The 21,350-nt window shown below is 73.3% G+C and carries 23 protein-coding genes; 10 read left to right on the forward strand and 13 right to left on the reverse strand.

What is annotated here, in order from left to right:
• Positions 1-13 precede the first annotated feature (13 nt).
• Both EV189_RS17680 and EV189_RS17685 read left to right on the forward strand, forming a co-directional pair.
• Complete coding sequence (locus tag EV189_RS17680; RefSeq protein ID WP_130494320.1) at positions 14-1,363, forward strand: HNH endonuclease signature motif containing protein; 1,350 nt, start codon at positions 14-16, stop codon at positions 1,361-1,363.
• Between the two features lie 102 nt (positions 1,364-1,465).
• Positions 1,466-2,296, forward strand: coding sequence for an oxidoreductase (locus EV189_RS17685; protein ID WP_130494321.1), 831 nt, complete (start codon positions 1,466-1,468; stop codon positions 2,294-2,296).
• Here the strand turns inward: EV189_RS17685 and EV189_RS17690 are convergent.
• Genes EV189_RS17690 through EV189_RS17705 form a run of 4 tightly spaced genes read right to left on the reverse strand, consistent with a single transcriptional unit; the run spans position 2,268 to position 6,814 of the window.
• The gene (locus EV189_RS17690; RefSeq protein ID WP_231116531.1) at positions 2,268-3,686 is read right to left on the reverse strand and encodes a Dyp-type peroxidase; all 1,419 of its coding nucleotides are present in this window, start codon (positions 3,684-3,686) and stop codon (positions 2,268-2,270) included. The genes EV189_RS17685 and EV189_RS17690 overlap by 29 nt on opposite strands.
• Complete coding sequence (locus EV189_RS17695) at positions 3,668-4,909, reverse strand: hypothetical protein (protein ID WP_130494323.1); 1,242 nt, start codon at positions 4,907-4,909, stop codon at positions 3,668-3,670. The genes EV189_RS17690 and EV189_RS17695 overlap by 19 nt, the downstream gene beginning before the upstream one ends.
• A gap of 8 nt (positions 4,910-4,917) precedes the next feature.
• A complete protein-coding gene (locus EV189_RS17700) occupies positions 4,918-5,349 on the reverse strand; it encodes an ester cyclase (RefSeq protein ID WP_130494324.1) in 432 nt (143 codons plus the stop codon).
• Positions 5,336-6,814 carry an FAD-binding oxidoreductase gene (locus EV189_RS17705; RefSeq protein WP_231116532.1) on the reverse strand — a complete coding sequence of 493 codons (1,479 nt, stop codon included), beginning with the start codon at positions 6,812-6,814 and terminating at the stop codon, positions 5,336-5,338. The genes EV189_RS17700 and EV189_RS17705 overlap by 14 nt, the downstream gene beginning before the upstream one ends.
• A gap of 102 nt (positions 6,815-6,916) precedes the next feature.
• Here EV189_RS17705 and EV189_RS17710 point away from each other — a divergent pair, with 102 nt between their 5' ends.
• Positions 6,917-7,288 (forward strand): hypothetical protein, encoded by a 372-nt coding sequence (locus EV189_RS17710; RefSeq protein WP_231116533.1) that lies wholly within the window; start codon positions 6,917-6,919, stop codon positions 7,286-7,288.
• A 122-nt stretch (positions 7,289-7,410) separates the two neighbouring features.
• Here the strand turns inward: EV189_RS17710 and EV189_RS17715 are convergent, their stop codons facing one another.
• Complete coding sequence (locus EV189_RS17715; RefSeq protein WP_231116534.1) at positions 7,411-9,192, reverse strand: peroxidase family protein; 1,782 nt, start codon at positions 9,190-9,192, stop codon at positions 7,411-7,413.
• 140 nt (positions 9,193-9,332) lie between these two features.
• On the opposite strand from EV189_RS17715, the gene EV189_RS17720 reads away from it, so the two are divergent.
• Positions 9,333-9,773, forward strand: a complete 441-nt coding sequence (locus EV189_RS17720) for a VOC family protein (RefSeq protein WP_130494325.1) — start codon at positions 9,333-9,335, stop codon at positions 9,771-9,773.
• A gap of 3 nt (positions 9,774-9,776) precedes the next feature.
• On the forward strand, positions 9,777-12,131 hold the full coding sequence (locus EV189_RS17725) for an ATP-binding cassette domain-containing protein (protein WP_130494326.1): 2,355 nt from the start codon (positions 9,777-9,779) through the stop codon (positions 12,129-12,131).
• A gap of 12 nt (positions 12,132-12,143) precedes the next feature.
• Here EV189_RS17725 and EV189_RS17730 read toward each other — a convergent pair whose 3' ends face one another.
• A complete protein-coding gene (locus tag EV189_RS17730) occupies positions 12,144-12,629 on the reverse strand; it encodes a pyridoxamine 5'-phosphate oxidase family protein (RefSeq protein ID WP_130494327.1) in 486 nt (161 codons plus the stop codon).
• A gap of 99 nt (positions 12,630-12,728) precedes the next feature.
• Here EV189_RS17730 and EV189_RS17735 point away from each other — a divergent pair, with 99 nt between their 5' ends.
• Positions 12,729-13,157: a helix-turn-helix transcriptional regulator gene (locus EV189_RS17735; RefSeq protein WP_130494328.1), complete on the forward strand. Its 429-nt coding sequence runs from the start codon at positions 12,729-12,731 to the stop codon at positions 13,155-13,157.
• Positions 13,158-13,173: 16 nt separating this feature from the next.
• Here the strand turns inward: EV189_RS17735 and argG are convergent, their stop codons facing one another.
• Positions 13,174-14,613, reverse strand: coding sequence for an argininosuccinate synthase (gene argG / locus EV189_RS17740; protein WP_130494329.1), 1,440 nt, complete (start codon positions 14,611-14,613; stop codon positions 13,174-13,176).
• Positions 14,614-14,737: 124 nt separating this feature from the next.
• Here argG and EV189_RS17745 point away from each other — a divergent pair, with 124 nt between their 5' ends.
• Positions 14,738-15,070, forward strand: coding sequence for a DUF2568 domain-containing protein (locus tag EV189_RS17745; RefSeq protein ID WP_165400369.1), 333 nt, complete (start codon positions 14,738-14,740; stop codon positions 15,068-15,070).
• Positions 15,071-15,128: 58 nt separating this feature from the next.
• Positions 15,129-15,644 (forward strand): GNAT family N-acetyltransferase, encoded by a 516-nt coding sequence (locus EV189_RS17750; RefSeq protein WP_130494331.1) that lies wholly within the window; start codon positions 15,129-15,131, stop codon positions 15,642-15,644.
• Here EV189_RS17750 and EV189_RS17755 read toward each other — a convergent pair.
• Positions 15,602-16,342 carry a VOC family protein gene (locus tag EV189_RS17755; protein WP_130494332.1) on the reverse strand — a complete coding sequence of 247 codons (741 nt, stop codon included), beginning with the start codon at positions 16,340-16,342 and terminating at the stop codon, positions 15,602-15,604. The two genes, EV189_RS17750 and EV189_RS17755, sit on opposite strands and share 43 nt — an antisense overlap.
• Positions 16,343-16,459: 117 nt before the next feature.
• Here EV189_RS17755 and EV189_RS17760 point away from each other — a divergent pair, with 117 nt between their 5' ends.
• Positions 16,460-16,948, forward strand: a complete 489-nt coding sequence (locus EV189_RS17760) for a signal peptidase II (RefSeq protein WP_165400370.1) — start codon at positions 16,460-16,462, stop codon at positions 16,946-16,948.
• A gap of 203 nt (positions 16,949-17,151) precedes the next feature.
• Here the strand turns inward: EV189_RS17760 and EV189_RS17765 are convergent, their stop codons facing one another.
• Together EV189_RS17765 and EV189_RS17770 are read right to left on the reverse strand one after the other, a co-directional pair.
• The gene (locus EV189_RS17765; RefSeq protein ID WP_130494334.1) at positions 17,152-18,021 is read right to left on the reverse strand and encodes a fructosamine kinase family protein; all 870 of its coding nucleotides are present in this window, start codon (positions 18,019-18,021) and stop codon (positions 17,152-17,154) included.
• Position 18,022: 1 nt separating this feature from the next.
• Entirely contained in the window at positions 18,023-18,418 is a 396-nt protein-coding gene (locus tag EV189_RS17770; protein WP_130494335.1) for a hypothetical protein, read from the reverse strand.
• Between the two features lie 85 nt (positions 18,419-18,503).
• On the opposite strand from EV189_RS17770, the gene EV189_RS17775 reads away from it, so the two are divergent.
• Positions 18,504-19,265 (forward strand): phosphotransferase, encoded by a 762-nt coding sequence (locus EV189_RS17775; RefSeq protein ID WP_130494336.1) that lies wholly within the window; start codon positions 18,504-18,506, stop codon positions 19,263-19,265.
• A 6-nt stretch (positions 19,266-19,271) separates the two neighbouring features.
• Here EV189_RS17775 and EV189_RS17780 read toward each other — a convergent pair whose 3' ends face one another.
• The 3 genes from EV189_RS17780 to arsM are packed head-to-tail and all read right to left on the reverse strand — an operon-like array spanning position 19,272 to position 21,324.
• Positions 19,272-19,679: an arsenate reductase ArsC gene (locus tag EV189_RS17780; RefSeq protein WP_130494337.1), complete on the reverse strand. Its 408-nt coding sequence runs from the start codon at positions 19,677-19,679 to the stop codon at positions 19,272-19,274.
• Positions 19,676-20,416 (reverse strand): aquaporin, encoded by a 741-nt coding sequence (locus EV189_RS17785; protein ID WP_231116535.1) that lies wholly within the window; start codon positions 20,414-20,416, stop codon positions 19,676-19,678. The genes EV189_RS17780 and EV189_RS17785 overlap by 4 nt, the downstream gene beginning before the upstream one ends.
• Positions 20,413-21,324 (reverse strand): arsenite methyltransferase, encoded by a 912-nt coding sequence (arsM, locus tag EV189_RS17790; protein WP_130494338.1) that lies wholly within the window; start codon positions 21,322-21,324, stop codon positions 20,413-20,415. Before arsM ends, EV189_RS17785 begins: the two co-directional genes overlap by 4 nt.
• Between the last annotated feature and the right edge of the window lie 26 nt (positions 21,325-21,350).

Genomic DNA, 21,350 nt, shown 5'->3' on the forward strand with positions numbered 1-21,350 from the left:
CTAGGTTGAGTGCATGACCCCGCCCGAGCCGCAGCCGGAGCAGCCCGCTCTGCCCCCGGCTCCGGAGCTGCACGGGCCCGACGTGCGTGAGCTGCTCGACCTGGGAGGTGACCTCTCCGGTGTGCCGGCGGCCGAGCTGGGGGAGCGGCTGCGGGTGCTGCACCGGTGGCGCTGCCAGCTCGACGCGGAGGCCGCGCGAGTGCTGGCCGCCTTCGACGCTCTCGGCGGCTACGAGGTCGACAACGCGGTGACGGCGGCGTCGTGGCTGCGGCACGAGCTGCGCCTCGACGCCACCGAGGCTGCCGGTCAGGTGGCGGCGGCGCGCGTGCTGCGCGACCTGCCGCTGGCCGAGGAGGCCTACGCGGAGGGCGCCGTGTCCGCACGGCACGTCTCGGTCCTCGCGAGGGCCGGCAAGCGCCTCGGAGGACAGGTGCTGTCCCACGCCGAGGGCGTGCTCGTCGCCACGGCGGTGCGCACCCGACCTGCTGACGTGCAGGTCGTCGTGGACCGGGTGGCGACGGCGGTCGAGGCCGACGAGTCCGTGGAGCAGGCGGCTGAGCGCATCCACCAGTCCCGCTGGTTCGCGGTGACGAAGGGCCTCGACGGCTGGAACCTCGCCGGCTTGCTCGACCCCGAGCAGGGGCGCGTCGTGCAGGCCGCGCTCGCCCCGTTCCTCGCCCCGCAGCCCGAGCCCGACGGCTCCCGCGATCCGCGCACTCCGGCCCAGCGTCGCGCGGACGCCCTCGTCGACGTCGCCCAGCTCGCGATGGCCGTCAGCGGCGGGACTCCAGCGGGCAGCGAGGAGCGCTCGGACGGGGAGCCGGTCATCGCCGCGCAGGTCGTCATCGCTCCCGCCGCCGACGTCACGCTTGTGCTCGACCTCGCCACCCTGCGCGGGGAGCTCGAGCCCGGTCAGCCGCTCACCGGCACCGCCGCGCTGCTCGGGCAGGCGTTCCCGACCGCCGGGCTGCAGCACGCGACGTGCACGGCGCACGTGACCCCCGTCCTGCTCGGGCAGACCGGGGTGCCGCTGGCCCTCGGGCGCACGGTCCGCCTCGCCTCCAAGAAGCAGCTCCGCGCGCTGTACGCCCGGGACGGGGGCTGCGTCGCCCCCGACTGCGACCGGCGCGCGGTCCACGCCCACCACATCGTCCACTGGGCGGAGGGAGGGGCGACCGACCTCGACAACCTCGTGCTGCTCTGCCCGCGCCACCACCGGCTGCTGCACCTCGGGAGCTGGCGGCTCGGTCCGGACCCGGGCAGGCCGGGGCTCTTCCAGTGGCTGCGCCCGGACGGCGGCCCACCGGTGCCGGCGATGCACGCGGTGGACCGCGGCCCCGGCGCCACCACGAGGCTGTGGTGAGTCCGCGGTCCGGGGGCGCGCAGCTCTGGGGTGCTGCCCGGCTCCGCGTACGTCCCACGCTGCCCGGGTACGCCCCACCCGCCCGCCGACGGAAGGACCCGCATGACGACCTGGCTGCTCACCGGCTGCTCCACCGGCCTCGGCCGCGCGCTCGCCGAGGCGGTCCTCGAGCGGGGCGAGTCCGCCGTCGTGACGGCACGCGACCCGGGCACCGTGCGGGACCTGGCCGACGCGTACCCGGAGCGTGCTCTGGCGCTCCCGCTGGACGTGACCGACCCCGAGCAGGTCGCGGCGGCGGTCCGGGAGGCCGAGGCGCGGTTCGGCGGGATCGACGTGCTCGTCAACAACGCGGGCTACGGCTACCGCGCGGCCGTGGAGGAGGGCGAGGACGAGGCGGTGCAGCGGCTGTTCGCCACCAACCTGTTCGGCGCCGTCGCCATGGTCAAGGCCGTGCTGCCCGGCATGCGCGCGCGCCGCAGCGGCGCCGTGGTCAACATCTCGTCCATCGGTGCGATGGTCTGCCCGCCGGGCTCGGGCTACTACGCCGCGTCCAAGGCCGCGCTCGAGGGCATCTCGAGCTCCTTGCGCAAGGAGCTCCAGCCCCTCGGCATCGCCGTGGTCGCGGTCGAGCCCGGCGGCTTCCGCACCGACTTCTCCGGCCGCTCGCTGACCCAGGCGGCGACGCCCATCGCCGACTACGCGGAGACCGCGGGCAAGCGGCGCAAGGAGAACGACACCGTGCACGGGACGCAGCCGGGCGACCCCGCGCGCGCCGCGCAGGCGATCATCACGGCCGTCACGTCGCCCGAGCCGCCCGCCATGCTCGTGCTGGGGAGCGACGCGCTCACCGCGTACGCCGCGGTGCTCGACGCGCAGCGCGCGGAGCTGGAGGCGTGGCGCGGGCTCAGCGCGTCGACGGACTTCCCGAGCTGAGCCAGCGCACGGCCCGCCGCCCCGGCAGGAAGAAGTACGCGCCGCCCCGCGGCGTGACGAACGACGGCAGGTCGCGGTAGCGGGTCCGCACCGGCACGCGCTGCACGGTGAAGTCGTGCCTTCCGCTGGTGTGGCCGCCGAGCAGCGGGTCGGGATCGGCGTACAGCGCGGAGAAGTTCGGGTTCATCGCCCACGTGTGCTGGACGAACTCGAACTGCCGCGCGAGGTCGGCGCACAGGCAGACGAAGTGCAGCCCCCGCTCCGGCTCGTCCGGACCGGCGGGCCCGAGCGCGGCGGCCCGGTCGAGGAAGGGGCCGTACTCCCTCCCGCGGCGCAGCAGGCGGTGGCGCTTCCCGACGGCGACCGACGTCGGTGTCCCCGGCTTCGGGGGCAGGGATTCCCGCGGGTTGGTGCGCCGGACGTGGGCACCCAGCGGGCAGCGCAGGCCCTGGGCGTCGGAGGCGTAGCCGAAGTCGTTGCTGCCGGCCGCCTCCGGGTCGTCGCGGTCGGGTGAGACGGCGAGCGCGGCCCCGCTGGGCCAGCGGCCGACCATGCGAGCGGCGAGCCGCACCGACCCCGCGTCGTCGCCACCGGCGGCGGAGTCCACCCAGGACCAGAAGGCCCGCACGTCCTGGCGCAGCTGGCGCAGCACGAGGTACGACCCGTTGCGCCCGAGGTCGCGCAGCCCTGAGCCCCGGGAGGAGCGCGGCAGCAGGCCTCGCGGGTCCAGCGCGTCGGGGAGCAGCGGGCTCGCCGGACGCTGGCCGTGCTCGTTGTCGTAGCCGAGCACGAACTCACCCGGCGCGATGGTGTGCAGGGGCGTCGACGTCCGCGCCGTTCCGGCGGGCACCGGTTGCGAAACACCGTCGGTGAAGCCGAAGTGCTCCACGGACCCGATGTCCTCGGTGTCGAGCACCGCGAGCACGCCGAGCCCCGCAAATGCGATGCCCGCGCGCAGCTCCGCGATCCGCTCGGCCAGCTCCTCGACCCCGGGGGCGTAGACGAGCAGCACGGCATCAGGGGCAGGCTGCCCCGGGCCGCCCCAGGCCCACTGCTCGGGCGCAGCCGCGCCCTCGTCGCCCAGCAGCCGGCGGCGGTGCGGGCTCGTCATGCCCTCCTGGAACTCCAGCGAGAACTGCCGGAGCACCTCCTCCGGGACACCGAGCCGGCGCAGTCCGCGGGGTGTGAGCGCGAGGTTGACGGCGTACGCGCCGGGCCTGTCCTCGCCGTAGGAGAGCGACGGCTCCAGACCGGCGAGCCACGTCCGCGCGCGAGACGTGTCGTCACCCAGCTCCAGCAGGATGTACGCCGCGGCGCGCAGCCGCCCGTACCCCTGGAAGACGATCGCCTGGATGTCGTCGCTCTCGAGTGTCACAGCAGCTGCAGCCACTCCTGCGCCTCCTGCTCGCTCATCGGGCCCGACAGCCCGAGCCGCGCCCGCGCCCGCCGGTCGATCGTCGCGGCGGGCTGGTCGGGGTAGGCGGAGTACCAGACGGCGGTGGGGATCTGCGAGCCGCGGATGAACGCCTTGAAGCCCCGCTCGTCGCGCGCGCCGGCGAGGACGAGCCACCGCGTACGCGGGAAGCCCTGCTGGTAGCCGAAGACGGTGTTGAGCACCCAGGCGACCTGGTCCACGAAGTCGTTGTTGTAGCTCTCGAGGCTGCCGTCGTAGTAGCTGGTGAACAGCAGCCGCGACCCGACCCGCTGGAACCGCGCGAAGTGCACCGTCCGCAGGCCGGAGAGGCTGCCGTGGGTGAAGACGTGCCGGGCGGTGTAGTTCCCGACGAGCTGCGACATCCGCGCGCTCAGTGCCCAGAAGCGCCCGGGCTTCACCTCCGCGATGCTGGTGAAGGCGTTCTGCGCGCCGACGTCCTCCGCGTCGCCGAGCAGCGTCATCCGCTCGGGCTCGAGCACGGGCGGCACCACGTGCTGTCGCAGCTCGGTCACCCGGAGCGCGACCACCCAGGCCAGCAGCGCGGGCACGACCACGGGGGCGGACACGAGCAGCAGCGCGGGGACCGCGACCGCGTGAGCACCCTCGCGCAGCCGGAACAGCAGCCCGGGGCGCTCGGGCGGCTCCAGAGCCCACGCCAGGTCTGGGCGGGAGGCCACGAAGCGGCGTACCTCCTCCCGCACGGCGCGCGCGGTCGAGCCCGAGAAGTCCTGGCGGTCGAGGAAGTCCTCGATCTCCCGCACCAGCCGGACCTCACCGGTGACCTGGTCCACCGTGCGCCCCAGCACGTGGACGTAGGGCACCGAGGAGCGCTGGGCGCAGCGGCGCAGGAAGGCCCGGCGCGTCCGTGACCGCGGCTCGGCGGGGTAGCCCGCGCAGTGTCCGAAGAGCCGGTCGAGGCCCGCGCCGCACGCTCCGGCGAGGGCGCGTACGCGGAGGCGGGTCGGCGCGTCGCAGTCCAGCATGAGCACGAGCGACGGCGCGGGCGTGTCGTCGTCGAGCAGGAGCAGCCGCAGGAAGTGCGTGCCGGGCAGTGCCTCCAGGGGGAGGACGTCGTTCTGCGCCCCCGCCGCCTGCATCCCCGCCAGCACCTCGCGGAGCGCGGGCAGCCGACCAGGCGCCACCGGCGCGGAGAACGTCAGCAGCACCTGGTGCGGCACGGGACTCCCTAGAGCGGGTGGCGCAGGCCGCCGAGCTGCTCGACCAGCTCGAGGCGGTCGAAGGCGACGCGTACCTCGGTGATCTTGCCGTCGGCGACGTGGAAGATGTCGATGCCCGGGACGGAGACGTGCCGCTCGCTCACCGTGTGGCCGAGGAACGTCGCCTTGTGCGTGCCCGTCCAGGTGAAGCGCACCGCCGCGCGGTCGTCCTCCGCGAGGATGTCGTCGACGCTGAAGTGGACGTCGGGGAAGGCGCGGAAGAAGATCGTGAAGAAGCCGCGTACCTCCTCGAGCCCGTCGGCTCGGCCGCTGCCGACGATCGCCGGGTCGTGGAAGGCGATGTCGGGGGAGAAGAGCTCGTCGATCCGGCTGAGGTCCTGCTTGTTGGTGAGCAGGTCGAAGTAGCTCTGCGCCAGCGACCGGGCGTCAGAGGCGGACACGCTTGCCTGCCAGGTCGATGGACGCGTCGCGCTGGGTGCCGGGCTGGGTGGGGACCGTCCCGCCGGCGGGCGAGGCGAGCAGCTCGCGGAAGTACGCGTTGAGCAGCCGGTCCTCGGGGTCGAAGCGCCGGCGGTAGCCCTCGAAGCGGGCGACCCGCTCCCCGAACGCCTTGTCGACCTGGGGGCGGGTGAGGAAGTTCGTCTGGTTGAACAGCGGCACCCCGCCCATCTGGCTGCACAGCTCGTTGTACTCCCGCAGGAACTGCTCCCACCCTTCGCTGCCGGTGGAGACCGGGTCGAAGGTGATGATGGTGCCGTCGTAGCTGTAGGAGAACAGCGAGCTGCGGTCGGAGAGGATCCGGTAGCCGACGCTCATGAGGTCGACGCGGTAGCCGGTGCGGCGGTAGTGCTCCTTGGTGAACTCGAAGTACCGCGTCAGGCAGTCGATGTAGCGGTCCTCCGGGAAGGCCCAGATGCTGAAGGTGTAGCGGCTGCTCCCGGACACCTCGGGGTAGCGGATCTGCTGCGCCTGCGGCAGGGTGTGCTTGCCGCGGACGAGGTTCGTCAGCGCGGCGCTGATGAGCCGGTTGTAGCCGTCGATGAGCATCCCGCGCAGCCGGCGGCTCGGCACCATCGTCGTGACCCGGTGGCCGAACAGCGGCGCGTAGTGGCTCCACACCGCGTCGCGCAGCCTCCACTGCCAGGTGCTGAGCTCGCGGGCGGGCGTCGGCTCGCCGTAGCGGCGCAGCTCGACGGTGATGAGGTCCTTGAACGGGTTGATGTAGAGCATCATCCCGGCGCCGCTCTCGCGCAGCGCCGGCAGCGCGGCGGCGAACTCCTCGAGGGTGAAGCGCTCGTGGTGGACGTCGAGCGCCGCCAGCCGCCGCACGCGGAAGGTCGCCTCGTAGACGACGCCGAACAGCCCGTAGCTCGAGCGCGCGACCTGGAGCAGGTCGGGGTCGCTGCCGTCGATCTCGACGAGCTCCCCGTCGGGCGTGACCATCTTGAGCACCATCGCGTACGACGCGACCTGCCCGAACTCGCCCTCCATGGAGGCGTCCTTCGTGCCCCCGGTGCAGGCGCTGCCGATGGTGAGGTTGCCGAGCTCGACGTTGACGAAGAACTGCAGACCCCGCTTCGCGAGCTCGAGGTTGACGTCCAGGTAGAGGGCGCCGGCCTGGGCGGTGACCGTGTCGTCACGGATCTCCACGATGCGGTCCATCTTCCGCATCACCAGCAGCGTCCCGCCCTCCGCGACGCCGCACGGGGTCGTCGAGTGGTTCGAGCCGACCGCGCGCACCGGGCTCGGGTAGCGCTCCTTGTCCTTCATCACGGCGACGATCTCGTCGACGCTCTGCACCTCGACCACGACCTGTGGCGAGGACGTGATGCTCCCGAACCAGTTGGTGACCGAGATCGTCTGCACGGCGTGCTCCTCGTCCTCGTCGACGGCCAGGACCAGCATGCGCAGGGCGGTCCGCGGCGGGGGAGGGCCGGGCGGTCGGCGTGCACGAAGGTGCAGGCGACGCCATTGACACGGCTGGAGCGCGGGAGCCAGCGTCATGGCATGGAGATGCGTCCCGACACCGCCGCCCGGGCCCTCGCCGCGGTTCGCCTCGTCAACGGCGCCCTGGGGCTCGTCGCCCCCGCGGTCCTCCTGCACGGGCTCGGGACCGATGCGCGGGCCGACCGCAGCGGCGTCTACCCCTTCCGCATGTTCGGGATCCGGACCGTCGTCCTCGGCGTCGACCTGTGGACGCAGCGTGGTGCCGCCGGCCGCGACGTACGCCGTCGAGCGGTGCTCATCCACGGCAGCGACGCGGTCATCGCCGCGGTGTCGGGGCTGCGCGGCGACCTGCCGCGGCGCGCCGCGCTGATGACGACCACGCTGTCGACGGGCAACACCGTGCTGGCGCTGCTGGCCAACCGGGACGCCTGAGCAGCTGGTGCCTCGTCGGGGAGCGGAGCGCTCCGCTCCGCCCACGCGTACGGAGCGCTCCGCTCCGCGAGAAGGCACCCCGGGAGCGCCGCGAGTGCGGGACGGCGTGCGACGACGCCCGCTCAACCCCAGGGCTTGAACGCGTTGCTGGTCGCCGGCAGGTGCGGCGCGAGCGCCGGCAGGTGGCGCAGGAGCACCCCGCTCATCGTGGCGTCGTCGATCCACCGCGTGCCGAAGCGGGTGTAGACGCGGGCGTCGTAGTCACGGGTGAAGAAGCGGTCGCTGTTGAGCCGGCGGCTTGCCATGAGGATGAAGATGCGGAACGCCGTGTCGCTGAAGGCGAAGCCCGTCGGCCGCTCCTCCGCGAACATGCCGATCATGAGGTCGAGCTGCTCGACGTCGTCGTCGTAGAGCTCGCGCAGGTCGCGCACGGTCTGCGGGTGGTCGGACAGCTCCGCGAAGTCGCGTACGGGGTGGAGCCGGAGCAGCCGGCGGAACTCGTTGTAGCGCGGGACGCCGAACTCCCGGATCCGCAGCAGGTCGACCGCGGCGATGTCCATGGGCAGCCCGTTGTCAGGACGGGTGAACTGCTGGAGCCCGCGGGGGTAGTTGTGCAGGACGATCGCGCCGGCGTACGCCGTGCCGAAGCTGTAGAAGAGGTCCGCGAGCGAGCGCTCGGCGAAGACGGCCCGGCTGGCCGGCCCGGCGAGCTCGGCGAAGTCGACTGCCCGCTCGGGTGCGCCGGCGACCGACCGCAGGAGGTAGTCGTCGGGGACCAGCGGGTGCATCCGGTAGACCGCGGCGAACTCCTCGGTCAGCGAGTAGGGAACGCCGTAGTGGTCGGTGGGGGAGCCGGGGATGCCCGAGACCACCTCGCTGCGGCCGAGGCGGCCGACCGCCCGGTGCAGGCGCTCGCCCGCCACGCCGAACCAGTTGGCGCGCATGGCGTACTCCGTCGTGGGGTGCGCGATGACGGCCGGCGTCCACTCGATGGTGTGGATCTTGGCGGCGACGGCCGCGTTGATGAGCCGGGCCTTGTCGAACAGCTGCTGGTCGGTCCACGACGGGTGCTCGGCCCGCAGGCCGTCGCAGATGGCGTTGTGCTCCAGGGCGAACAGGCTGGCCATCATCCCGAGGCCGACCCACCAGCCGGGGACCCGGGTGACGTCCGCCTCCGGATCGTCGTCGGGCAGCGGCATCACCGATCCGGGCGCGATGGCGAGCCGGCCGCCCTGGTGAGTGCGGATCCGCTGCTGCTGCGCTTCGGTCGTGCCGTAGACCGAGGAGAGGTCCCACCAGTGCGTGAGCGTGTTGACGAAGGTCGGCGTCCCCTCGGTGCCGGGCGGACGGGTCGGGTCGGGGATCGTGCGCGGCACGACCATCGGCTGCTGCGGGAAGGGGTCGTCCGCCGAGAGGGGGACGCGGTAGCCCGCGTCGGCGTCCCCGCTGCCGTGGCTGAACCAGTCCTTGACCATGAACTGCAGCCACGCGGCGACCAGGACGTTGACCGTCGTAGCGGGCTGGAACTCCGTGCGGGTCAGCAGCCGGCGCGACACCTCGCGCGGGTTCGGGTGCAGCAGGTGGTCCTCGGGCCGGGGGTCCACTGCGGCGAGCGGGACGTTGCGGCCGAACCGCGTACCCGCCGCTCCCATCCACGGGTCGGAGGGGTCGTTGCGCGTCCCGTCCGCCGAGCGCGCCTCCGGGTCGCCCGGAGGCGGCACCGGGCGCGGCAGCTGGGGCACGATGCCGGTGTCGTGGAGGTTGTGCCGGCGCAGCTCGTTGCGCAGGCCGATGAGCACGCCGAGCGCGACTGGTCGCGGCAGCCGGTCCCAGCCGTAGCGGCGGTCCAGCCGCGTCGATGCCGCGTCGAACAGTCGCCAGCCGATCCCCGAGCGGTACGCCACCCGCCCGACGCTAGGGAGGCGCACGCCCGGGCGGCAGGGGGAGGTGCCGAGCCCTGCCCGAAGGTGCGGCGGCGACAGGCCGGCGAGCTGGTCAGGATCCGAGAAGCCGTACGGGTCCCGCGCGTCCTAGCGTGAGCGGCATGGACCTCACCATCGCCTCCAGCTTCCTCCCGCACTCCGACCCGGAGGCCTCCCTCGCGTTCTACCGCGACGTCCTCGGCTTCGAGGTCCGCGGCGACGTCGGCTACGGCGACATGCGCTGGATCACCGTCGGCTCGCCCGAGCAGCCGGGCACCTCGATCGTGCTGCACCCGCCGATGGCGTACCCCGGGCTCACCGAGGACGAGCAGCGCACCATCGCCGAGATGATGGCGAAGGGGACCTACGCCATCGTCGTGCTCGCGACCCCGGACCTCGAGAAGACCTTCGACCAGCTCCAGGCCGCCGGCGCGGACGTGGTGCAGGAGCCGACCGACCAGCCGTACGGCATCCGCGACGCCGCGGTGCGCGACCCCGCCGGCAATCTGGTCCGGATCAACCACGTGCCGACCGACCGCACGCCGTCGGACCGGGTGGGCTAGCGGGTGGGGACTCCGCCGGCGGCCGACCGCCACGAGGTGATCCGCGTGCAGGGGGCGCGCGAGAACAACCTGCGCGACGTGAGCGTCGAGATCCCGAAGCGCCGCCTCACGGTGTTCACCGGCGTCTCCGGCTCGGGCAAGAGCTCGCTGGTGTTCGGCACGGTCGCGGCGGAGTCCCAGCGGCTCATCAACGAGACCTACAGCGCCTTCGTTCAGGGCTTCATGCCGACGCTGGCGCGCCCCGACGTCGACCTGCTCGAGGGCCTCACGACGGCGATCGTCGTGGACCAGAGCCGGCTCGGCGGTGACGCCCGCTCCACCGTGGGCACCGTCACCGATGCGAACGCCATGCTGCGCATCGTCTTCAGCCGGCTGGGCGACCCGCAGATCGGGCCGCCCGGCGCGTACTCCGCCAACGTGCCGTCGGTGCGCGCGAGCGGCGCGATGACCGTCGAGAAGCGTGCGGCCAAGGCGACGCGGGTGACCTACAGCCGCACCGGAGGGATGTGCCCGCGCTGCGAGGGGCTCGGCACGGTCACCGACCTCGCGCTCGACCAGCTCTTCGACGACACCAAGTCGCTCGACGAGGGCGCGCTGACGATCCCGGGCTACCAGCCGGGCGGCTGGAACCACCGGCTCTACGCCGCGTCCGGCTTCGTGGACCCCGCCAAGCCCATCCGCGACTACACGGAGCGCGAGCGGCAGGACTTCCTGCACCACGAGCCGGTGCGGATGAGGATCGCGGGCATCACGATGACCTACGAGGGCCTCGTGGAGCGCGTCCGCGGGTCGATCCTCGGCAAGGACAAGGAGTCGCTGCAGCCGCACGTCCGGGCCTTCGTGGACCGGGCGGTGACCTACCAGACCTGCCCGGAGTGCGACGGCACGCGGCTGGCGGAGGGCGCGCGGAGCTCGCGCATCCGCGGGCTCAACATCGCCGAGGTCTCCGCGATGCAGGTGAGCGACCTCGCCAGCTGGCTGGGCGAGCTCGACGAGCCGTCGGTCGCTCCGCTGCTCGCCGCGCTCCGCCAGACGCTGGACTCGTTCGTCGAGATCGGGCTCGGCTACCTCTCGCTCGACCGGCCGTCCGGCACGCTCTCGGGCGGCGAGGCGCAGCGGGTCAAGATGATCCGGCAGCTCGGGTCGTCGCTCACGGACGTGACGTACGTCTTCGACGAGCCCACGACCGGCCTGCACCCGCACGACATCGCCCGGATGAACGACCTGCTGGTCCGCCTGCGGGACAAGGGGAACACCGTCCTCGTCGTCGAGCACAAGCCCGAGACGATCGCGGTGGCCGACCACGTCGTCGACCTCGGTCCGGGGGCCGGCGCGGCGGGCGGGACGGTCTGCTTCGCGGGCACGGTCGAGGGGCTGCTGGCGAGCGGGACGGTCACCGGGCGGCACCTCGGAGACAGGGTCGGCCTCAAGGAGTCGGTACGCACCCCGACCGGCCGCATCGAGATCCGCGGCGCCCGCGAGCACAACCTCCGCGACGTCGACGTCGACCTGCCGCTCGGCGTGCTCACGGTCGTGACCGGGGTGGCCGGGTCGGGGAAGAGCTCGCTGGTGCACGGCTGCATGCCGGCGGAGGCCGGCGTCATCGCGGTCGACCAGAGCCCGATCCGCGGCTCGCGGCGCAGCAACCCGGCGACGTACACCGGCCTGCTCGAGCCGGTGCGCAAGGCGTTCGCCAAGGCGAACGGCGTGAAGCCGGCGCTGTTCAGCGCCAACTCCGAGGGTGCCTGCCCCACGTGCAACGGCGCCGGCGTGATCTACACCGACCTGGCGATGATGGCCGGCGTCTCCACGGTGTGCGAGGACTGCGAGGGCAAGCGGTTCCAGCCCGCGGTGCTCGAGTACCACCTCGGGGGCAAGGACATCAGCGAGGTGCTCGCCCTCCCGGTCGACGAGGCGCTCGCGTTCTTCAGCGCCGGCGAGGCACGGACGCCCGCCGCTGCGACGGTCCTGCGCCGCCTCGCCGACGTCGGGCTCGGCTACCTCACCGTCGGCCAGCCGCTCACGACGCTGTCCGGCGGCGAGCGCCAGCGGCTCAAGCTGGCGACGCACATGGCGGAGGAGGGCGGGACCTACGTGCTGGACGAGCCGACGGCCGGGCTCCACCTCGCCGACGTCGCGCAGCTGCTCGGCCTGCTCGACCGCCTCGTCGACTCGGGCACGAGCGTGATCGTCGTGGAGCACCACCAGGCCGTCGTCGCCCACGCCGACTGGGTCGTCGACCTCGGGCCGGGCGCCGGGCACGACGGGGGGCGCGTCGTGTTCGAGGGGACGCCGGCCGAGCTCGTGGCCGCAGGGACGCTGACGGGGCAGCACCTCGCGGCGTACCTCGCCCGGTGAGGGCCGCCGTGGCTAGAGCTCGACCCTCTCGTTCTCGCCGCCCTCGTAGCGCTGCCCGGTCACCTTCGCCTTCGCGAAGCTCAGCACCGACGCGATCCGGCCGCCGGGCGTGTCCCAGTACTCCGCGGTGTCGGCGTCGAAGCGGATGAGCACGACGCTGTCGTCCTCGGGGCCCTGCGGGAGCCACGCCGCCGCGTACGGGTTCCACAGCTCGCGCTTCTTCGCCACGTCGTCGACGACGGAGCCCGTGCCGGTGAGCGAGATCCACGCGTCCGAGGAGGTCAGCGTCACCATCGCCGTCGGGTTGGCCGTGAGGTGCGCGACCTTGCGGGAGTCCCGCTCGGCGAAGAACCACAGCTCGCCGGCGGACTCGATGTCCTGCTGCGCCATCGGCCGGGCGACGAGCGTGCCGGACGGGTCGACCGTCGTCAGCATCCCGACCCGGATGTCCTTCGCGAGCTCGGTGACCTTGTCCGCGCCCGTCTGCTCGTCCGCCATCTCCGTGCCTTTCCCGTTGGGACCATCCGTCCCCCCCTGCCTACCCGCCACCGGCGCGATGACTCGACGGCGCCGGAGCGCGCGGGGGAGGATGGACGCGTGACGACGCAGGCTGCGGAGACCGTGGCGCCCCAGCGACTGCGCCACCTCGCCCTGCTGCGCAAGGTGCGCGACCGGATCGACCGCGACTACGCGGAGCCGCTCGACGTCGAGGCGCTCGCCCGCGGGGTGCACATGTCGGCGGGCTACCTCAGCCGGGAGTTCCGGCAGGCGTTCGGGGAGTCGCCGTACGCGTACCTCATGACCCGGCGGGTCGAGCGCGCGATGGCCCTGCTGCGCCGCGGCGACCTCAGCGTCACCGAGGTCTGCTTCGCGGTGGGCTGCTCGTCGCTCGGGACGTTCAGCACGCGGTTCACCGAGCTGGTCGGGATGCCGCCGAGCACCTACCGCACGCTCGCCGCGGACGCGACGGTCGGACTGCCTGCGTGCGTCGCGAAGCAGGTGACCCGGCCCGTCCGCGGCAGGTAGCCGACCAGCCGGTCGCTCAGTCGGTGCCCGACTCGATCGCCGCGGCGTCGAGCAGACCGGCGGCCGGCGACTCGGGGGAGCCGGCGGCGATGGCGGTCGCGCCGCCCTCGGCCAGCGGGCCGATGAGGTCCGTCGACGCGCCGCCGACGAGCGCGGCCTGGCCGCCCCCGACGAGCCCGATGCGGGCGTACTGCTCGAGCTTGGCGCGCGAGTCGGCGATGTCGAGGTTGCGCATCGTCAGCTGGCCGATGCGGTCGACCGGGCCGAACGCCGCGTCCTCGGTGCGCTCCATCGACAGCTTGTCGGGGTGGTAGCTCAGCGCCGGGCCCGTGGTGTCGAGCAGCGAGTAGTCCTCTCCGCGGCGCAGCCGCAGGGTCACCGTGCCCGTGACGGCGGCGGAGACCCAGCGCTGCAGCGACTCGCGCAGCATGAGGGACTGCGGGTCGAGCCAGCGGCCCTCGTAGAGCAGCCGCCCGAGGCGGCGCCCCTCCGCGTGGTAGATCGCGATCGTGTCCTCGTTGTGGATGGCGTTGACGAGCCGCTCGTAGGCTGCGTGCAGCAGCGCCATGCCCGGCGCCTCGTAGATCCCGCGGCTCTTGGCCTCGATGATGCGGTTCTCGATCTGGTCGGACATGCCGAGCCCGTGCCGCCCGCCGATCGCGTTGGCCTCGAGCACGAGGTCCACGGCGGTGTCGAAGGTCCGGCCGTTGATGCTCACCGGTCGGCCCTGCTCGAAGGCGATGGTGACGTCCTCGGTCGCCACCTCGACGGCCGGGTCCCAGAAGCGGACGCCCATGATGGGCTCGACGATCTCGATGCCGGTGCTGAGGTGCTCCAGGGACTTCGCCTCGTGCGTAGCGCCCCAGATGTTGGCGTCGGTCGAGTAGGCCTTCTCGACGCTGTCGCGGTAGGGCAGGTCGCGCGCGGCGAGCCACTGCGACATCTCCGTGCGCCCACCGAGCTCGGAGACGAACTGCGCGTCCAGCCAGGGCTTGTAGATGCGCAGCGCCGGGTTGGCCAGCAGGCCGTAGCGGTAGAAGCGCTCGATGTCGTTGCCCTTGAAGGTCGACCCGTCGCCCCAGATCTGCACGTCGTCCTCGAGCATCGCGCGGACGAGCAGGGTGCCGGTGACGGCGCGGCCGAGCGGCGTGGTGTTGAAGTACGCCCGGCCGCCCGACTTGATGTGGAACGCGCCGCACGCCAGCGCCGCCAGGCCCTCCTCGACGAGCGCGGCACGGCAGTCGACGAGCCGCGCGACCTCCGCACCGTACGCGTGGGCGCGGCCCGGGACCGAGCCGATGTCCGGCTCGTCGTACTGCCCGAGGTCGGCGGTGTAGGTGCAGGGCACCGCGCCCTTCTCGCGCATCCACGCCACTGCGACGGAGGTGTCGAGACCACCGGAGAAGGCGATGCCGACGCGGGAGCCGACGGGGAGCGAGGCGAGCACCTTGGACATGGCCCACATCCTATGCGCAACCCTGCATGGTCATGCAAAGCGGGTTGATCATGAGCGGAGCGCCCCGCCGAGCAGGTCGGCACGGCATGCTCGGGCAGGGGCTCGACGAGGGGAGGAGAGCGACGTGCAGGTGGTCCGCGCCGGCGTGCTGGCCGCGATCTTCGGCCTGGAGCTGCTGGCGCTGGCGTGCGTGGGCCGCTGGGGCTGGCACCTCGCGCCCGGGAGCGCCCCCGGAGCCGTCCTCGCCGTCGTCGCGGTCCTCGTCTGGGCAGGCGTGTGGGGCACGTTCCTCTCGCCCCGCGCCCAGGTCGCGATCCCTCGCGCGGCGGCGACCGCCGGCCGGGCTGCGATGGTCGGCGCGGCCGCGCTCGGGGGCGCCGTGAGCGGATGGCCCTCCCTCGCCGTGGCCCTGGTCGTCGGCTGGGTCGCCTGCGCCGCCGTCGAGGCCGCCGTCTGATACCGCGTGCCGCGTGCCGCGTGCCGCGAGTCGCGGTCCGCCGCTAGCGTGCGTGGACGTGCTGGTACGCCGCGAGGCCCATGCCGACGTCACTGCCGTCGACGCGCTCCACCGCGCCGCCTTCGACCGCGACGCGGAGGCCGACCTGCTCGCCGCACTCCGCGCGGAGGGCGACCTCGTGCGGCCGCTGTGCCGCGTCGCCGTCGCCGCCGGGCTGGTCGTCGGCTCGGTCGTGTGCAGCCGCGCCACCATCGCCGGGGCTGACCGCGTGGTCGGGCTGGGTCCGGTGGCAGTGCTGCCCGACCGGCAGGGCCGCGGCATCGGCAACGCGCTCGTGCACGACGTGCTCGGCGCGGCGGACGCCCTGGACCTGCAGGCGGTGGTGCTGCTCGGCAGTCCCGACCTCTACGCCCGCTTCGGCTTCGAGCCCGCCGCGGCGTACGGCGTGGACCCTCCGGTTCCCTCGTGGGGCAGGTACTTCCAGCTCCGCCCGCTGTCCGGGTGGGACGGCACGCTCAGGGGAGCGTTCCGCTACGCCCCGGCGTTCGAGCGGCTCGACCCGGCGGCCCAGTAGTCCTCGTCGGCCACGACGAACTCGTTGCCGTCGGGGTCGGCCAGCTCGACGGCACCACCGGGGAGGGTCCCGAGGCGTACGGCACCGTCCGCGACCAGCCGCTCGACCTCCCCGGCCAGGTCGTCCGCGACGAGCTCGAGGCGCTGGCGGCTGCGGCCGTGCTTCGGCGCCACCGGCGGGCCTCCCCACGCGACCTTCGTGCCGCCCGCCGGCGACTGCACCGCGGTCTCGCCGTCGGAGTCCCACACGAGCGGCCAGTTCAGCGCGCGGGACCAGAAGACGCCCACCTCGCGCGTCCCGTCGCAGGCGAGCTCGCCCAGCGGGCCGCAGCCGGCGAGGAAGGAGTTCTCCGGCTCGATGACGCAGAAGGCCGCGCCCTCCGGGTCCGCGAGGACGATGTGCCGCTCCTCGGGGAGCTGGCCCACGTCGAGGTGGCGGCCACCGAGGTCGAGCGCCGTGGTGACCAGCACGTCGCGCTGCTCCTCGCTGGTGCTCGTCACATGCAGGTGCACGCGCGCCGGTTCCGGTGCAGGGGCGTCACCGGGCACGAAGCGCAGGCCCACCTGGCGCTCGGTCCCCGGCAGGAGCGCTGTCGTCCTCTCACGGACGACCTCGCGGGGGAGCAGCGCGCCCCAGAACCGGGCGCGCAGCACGGGGTCCCGCGAGTCCAGGGCCAGGGCGGACAGGCGCAGCGGCATGGCTCCACGCTAGGCACTCCCGGCCCTGCTGCGCCACGAGCAACGGGTGCTGTCCGGTAGCGTCGCCGGCGGACCTACGGAGGGGAGTCGAGGGTGGCAGTGGACGGTCGGGGACGGGTGCAGCGTCGCCGGGGCCTCGTCGCGGGGATCGCCGTCGCCGTCATCGCCGCCGACCTCGCGACGAAGGTGTGGGCCACACAGGTCCTGGCCGCGCACCCGGTCCGCCTGGTCGGGGACGACGTGGTGCTGACCGAGGGGCGCAACGCGGGCGCCGCGTTCGAGGTCGGGACCTCGCTGACCCCGCTGCTGGCCGTGCTCGCGATCGCCGCGGTCCTCGCCATGGCGTACGCCGCCCGCCGCCCGCAGGCGCTCCCCGTCGCGGTCGCGCTCGGTCTCGGCATCGGTGGCGCCGCGGGCAACGCGGGGGACCGGCTCTTCCGTGCGCCCGGGCCGCTGCGCGGGCACGTCGTCGACTGGATCGACATCGGGTCGTGGCCCACCTTCAACCTCGCCGATTCCGCACTCATGACCGCGGTCGCGGTCGCGGTCGTGGCATCGTCGCGAGGGGCGCGCGACGGCCGGGCGCTGAGCGGGCACCAGGCCTGACGTCCCGGAGGCCGGACGAGTCGTCCTGCCGAAGTGCTCAGGCCAGGTCCTGGCCGGTCGATAGCGGTGCCATGACCCGCTCGACTGCCACGCGCACCGCCGTCCTCACCGCTGAGTACGCCCTGGAGCTGGCGTGCCTCGCCGGCGCCGCGCTCATCCCGGGGCGACGCTCCCGCCTGGGCTGAGTTGGGGTCCTCGCGACGTCAGGGGCGCCGTCGGAACGAACGCACCAGGTCGCGTACGGCGTCGGTGGAGCCCCAGTCGTCGTCGAACATCGCCATGAGCGCCAGGTGCTGGCGCAGCTGCACGTACGCGAGGCGGTCCGTCCAGCCGGGCTGCTCCCCGGTGATCTCCGCGTAGACCGCGAAGAAGCGCTCGGCCGCAGGCGGTCGGGGCGTGGACCACAGGTGGGCGAGGTCGACGTCCGCCCAGGCGTACGACACGGCGGGGTCGATGACCGCCGGCAGACCGGCTGCTGTGGCGAGGATGTTCTGCATCCAGAAGTCGCCGTGCGTGAGGCAGGCGGGCCGTACCGGCAGCAGCTGGGGGAGAGCGGCGCAGAGCCGCTCCAGCGCGTCCTGGTCGACGGGCTCGAGCTTGGCCTGCACACGGGGCTCCGGCAGCCAGCGCAGCACGCGGCACTCCGCGAAGAACGCGAAACCGTCGTCGTGCCAGGCGTTGTCCTGCCGCTCCGCGCCCAGCCAGCCGTCGTGGGGCCAGCCGAAGCGCTCGTGCGTCGTCGAGGTGTGCAGGGATGCCACATCCCCGGCGAGGCGTTCCCAGAACGCCGTCGTGTCGGGGCGCGGGGCGAGCAGGGACAGCACCAGCAGCTCGTCGCTGACGTGCAGCACGTCGGGGGTCCCCAGGGCGGCGCCACGCAGCGCACCGAGACCCTCCGCCTCGCTGGCGAAGAGTCCTGACGCCGGCTCCGGCAAGGTCTTCGCGAAGACCTCGCGGCCGTCGGCCAGCGTGGCGAAGCCGGAGACGGCGGCGAAGCCCTCATCGGCCGTACGGACGGCTGCGGGGGAGAGGCCGGCCGCGGACAGCCGTGCCAGCAGCAGGTCTGTCGACACGTCAGACCCCCTGCCCGAGACCACCGGTGCGCCGGGCGACGACTGCCGCGACGTACGGACCGGTGAGCCGGCAGGTGACGGCGAGCGGTGCGCACACGACCGCAGCGGAGGACCAGGACCAGGACCAGGACCCGGACCAGAGCCGGAAGAGCAGCAGTCCCAGGAGCGTGCCGGCGAGCGCGTACGCCGCCAGGACCGGAAGTGCGTGACGGCGCGGGACGACGCGCTCGATCAGCAGCGCGACGGGGACGCCGACGAGCGCGCTGACGAGGAACGCGCCCATGCCCAGCGCGGGGCCGAAGACGCCCAAGAACGGGGAGGCGGCGACGCCGAGGAGCACACTGCCCGCTGCTGCCCCGCAGAGCGCGCCGCCGGGTGTGAGCTCGGGCAGTGGCACGAGGACCTCCGGCGGGCGAACGGCAGCTGGCGCCCCGAGGCTAGCGGCTGGACGTGTCCGGGGGACCTGCTGCGATCCTGGGGGCATGAGCGCGCCAGATCCTGCGCCGGCGCAGGAGGTCGAGGTCGTCGCCGCGTCCGCGGACCGAGCGACGGTGCGCTGTGGCAGCACGTTCGTCAAGATCGACTCGGATCGGGCGCGGGCGGAGGCCGAGGTCGCCGCGATGCGCCTGGCGCCCGTGCCCACACCGCAGGTGCTCTGGCACGAGCCTCCGGTCCTCGCGCTCGCCGCCGTACGCGGGACACCGCTCGGGCGCGTGGGACACCCCTCGACCGCGTCCGCGCGCGCCTGGACGGCTGCCGGCGCTGCAGTCCGCCGGCTCCACGACGCGCCGCTGCCACCGCGTACGGGGCCGAGTGCGGAGGACCTCGCGAGGCGGCTGGCCGCTGAGTGCGACTGGCTGCGCGCGGAAGCGGCGCTGCCGTACGACCTGCTCGCCCGTCGGCGCCGGCAGGCGGAGAGCGTCCTGCGACCGTGGGAGCCGGTCTTCGTCCACGGGGACCTGCACGTCTCGCACGTGTTCGTCGACGGCGACGAGGTGACGGGCATCCTCGACTGGTCCGAAGCGGGGCAGGGAGATGCGCTGCAGGACATCGCGACGCTGACGCTGTCGCAGGAGCAGCACCTCGACGACCTCCTGTCCGGATACGGTCGGGACGTCGACTTGGACGTCGTGCGTGGCTGGTGGGCCTACCGCTGCCTCACGGCGATCCGCTGGTTGAGCGAGAACGGGTACGGCGACCCCGCGAGCCTCCCGGAGGCCGAGCTCCTGCGCAGGATGGACTGACGACGCTCAGCCGGCGCCCAGCTCGCCGAGCAGCGTCTGGACACGGCGCTTGATCTCGTCGCGGATCGGGCGTACGGCGTCGACGCCCTTGCCGACAGGATCCTCGAGCTCCCAGTCGAGGTAGCGCTTGCCGGGGAAGACGGGGCAGGCGTCGCCGCAGCCCATCGTGATGACGACGTCGGAGGCCTGGACCGCGTCGGTCGTCAGGACCTTCGGGACCTGCGTGGAGATGTCGATCCCGACCTCGGCCATGGCCTGGACCGCGGAGGGGTTCACGGCGTCCTTGGGTGCCGAGCCCGCGGAGCGGACCTCGACGGTGTCGCCGGCGAGGGCGGTGAGCCACCCGGCGGCCATCTGGGAGCGGCCGGCGTTGTGCACGCAGACGAACAGGACGCTGGGCTTGCTGCCGGTCATCGCGGGATCTCCAACGGCGTAGCGGGGTGGGGGACGAGGACGTCGTCGGCGGTGCTGCCGGCGTCAGGGTAGAGAGCGAGGACGAGGGCGGTTCCGAGCAGTCCGCCGACCAGCTGTGCGGCGATGAAGGGTGGCGTGGACGCGGGGGCGATGCCTGCGAACGTGTCGGTGAAGACCCGGCCGAGGGTGACAGCGGGGTTGGCGAACGAGGTTGAGCTGGTGAACCAGTAGGCCGCACCGACGTACGCGGCGACCACCGGAGCGGCCAGGGCCCCACGCCCGGTGCGGGCGAGGGCGAAGACGAGCGTGACGAGCACGCAGGTGGCGACGGCCTCGCCGAGCAGGTGCCCACCCGTCGCGCGGTGGGTGTGCGAGATCTCCAGCGCCCGCAGCCCGTACATGGCATTGGCGAGCAGGCTGCCCGCGACCGCCCCGACAGCCTGCGCCCCGACGTAGGGCAGGAGGTCGCGGGCAGCTATCCCCGTGCGCGTACGGCGGCCAAGAGCCCAGTCGACGATGCTGACGACGGGGTTGAGATGAGCGCCGGAGACGGGTCCGACCAGCAGGATCAGCACGGTGAGCCCCAGGACGGTGGCCGTGGAGTTCTCCAGCAGCTGCAGGCCGATGTCGTTCGGCGAGAGCTGCTGCGCGGCGATGCCGGACCCGACCACGACGGCGACGAGCAGGCAACTGCCGAGCCCTTCCGCGAGCAGCCTCCGGGGGAGCGGGACTCTCACCGGCAGCCGCACGACCCGGACGGGTGCCCGGCGCTGCAGCACTCCGCCTTCGCCGCTGGCGCGCAGCACGAAGCCTCGGCCCCGGTGGAGCAGCAGGCTCCCTCCACGTCGCCGGCGGACGTCAGCCCGGACGCGGGAGCCGTCGCCCTCGCCTCGGTGGTGGCTGCGGTGGGCTTCGTGGCACGGACGATCGCGCCGTGCAGGCCCTCGGCGGCTTCGTGGGTGAACTCGACGGTCGCGTCGACGAACCCGGCGGCGGCGAGGCCCTCGAGGTACTCCCTGCGGGACAGGGCTCCGGCGATGCATCCGGCGTAGCTGCCCCGCTCGGCGCGCTGAGCCGGAGTGACGTGGTCCTCGGCGACGACGTCCGAGATCCCGATGCGACCGCCGGGGGCGAGGACCCTGAACATCTCCGCGAGGACAGCGGTCTTGTCGGTAGAGAGGTTGATGACGCAGTTGGAGATGATGACGTCGATTGTCCCCGCGGGCAGCGGGATCTCCTCGATATGGCCCTTGAGGAACTCGACGTTCGTGGCGCCGGCCTTCTCCTTGTTGGCCAGGGCGAGAGCCAGCATCTCGTCTGTCATGTCCAGGCCGTACGCCTTGCCGGTGGCACCGACCCGCTTCGCCGACAGCAGCACGTCGATCCCGCCGCCCGAGCCGAGGTCGAGGACACGCTCGCCAGGCTGCAGGTCAGCGACCACGAGCGGGTTGCCACAGCCGAGGGAGGCCGCGACAGCCTCCGCGGGCAGCCCGTCGAGCTCGTCGGTCGCGTAGCGCGCAGCGCCGAAGGCGTCCGTCTGGTCGAGAGCATCCGCGCTGCCGCAAGACCCGTGCCCACCCGCGGCGACCACGCGAGCCGCTGCGGCGTAGCGCTCGCGCACCTGCTCCCGCACGTCCTGGTCCATGCCGGCTCCCTCCTTGGGGCATCGAC

This window comes from Motilibacter rhizosphaerae, assembly GCF_004216915.1.
In the GTDB taxonomy this organism is placed as follows: domain Bacteria; phylum Actinomycetota; class Actinomycetes; order Motilibacterales; family Motilibacteraceae; genus Motilibacter; species Motilibacter rhizosphaerae.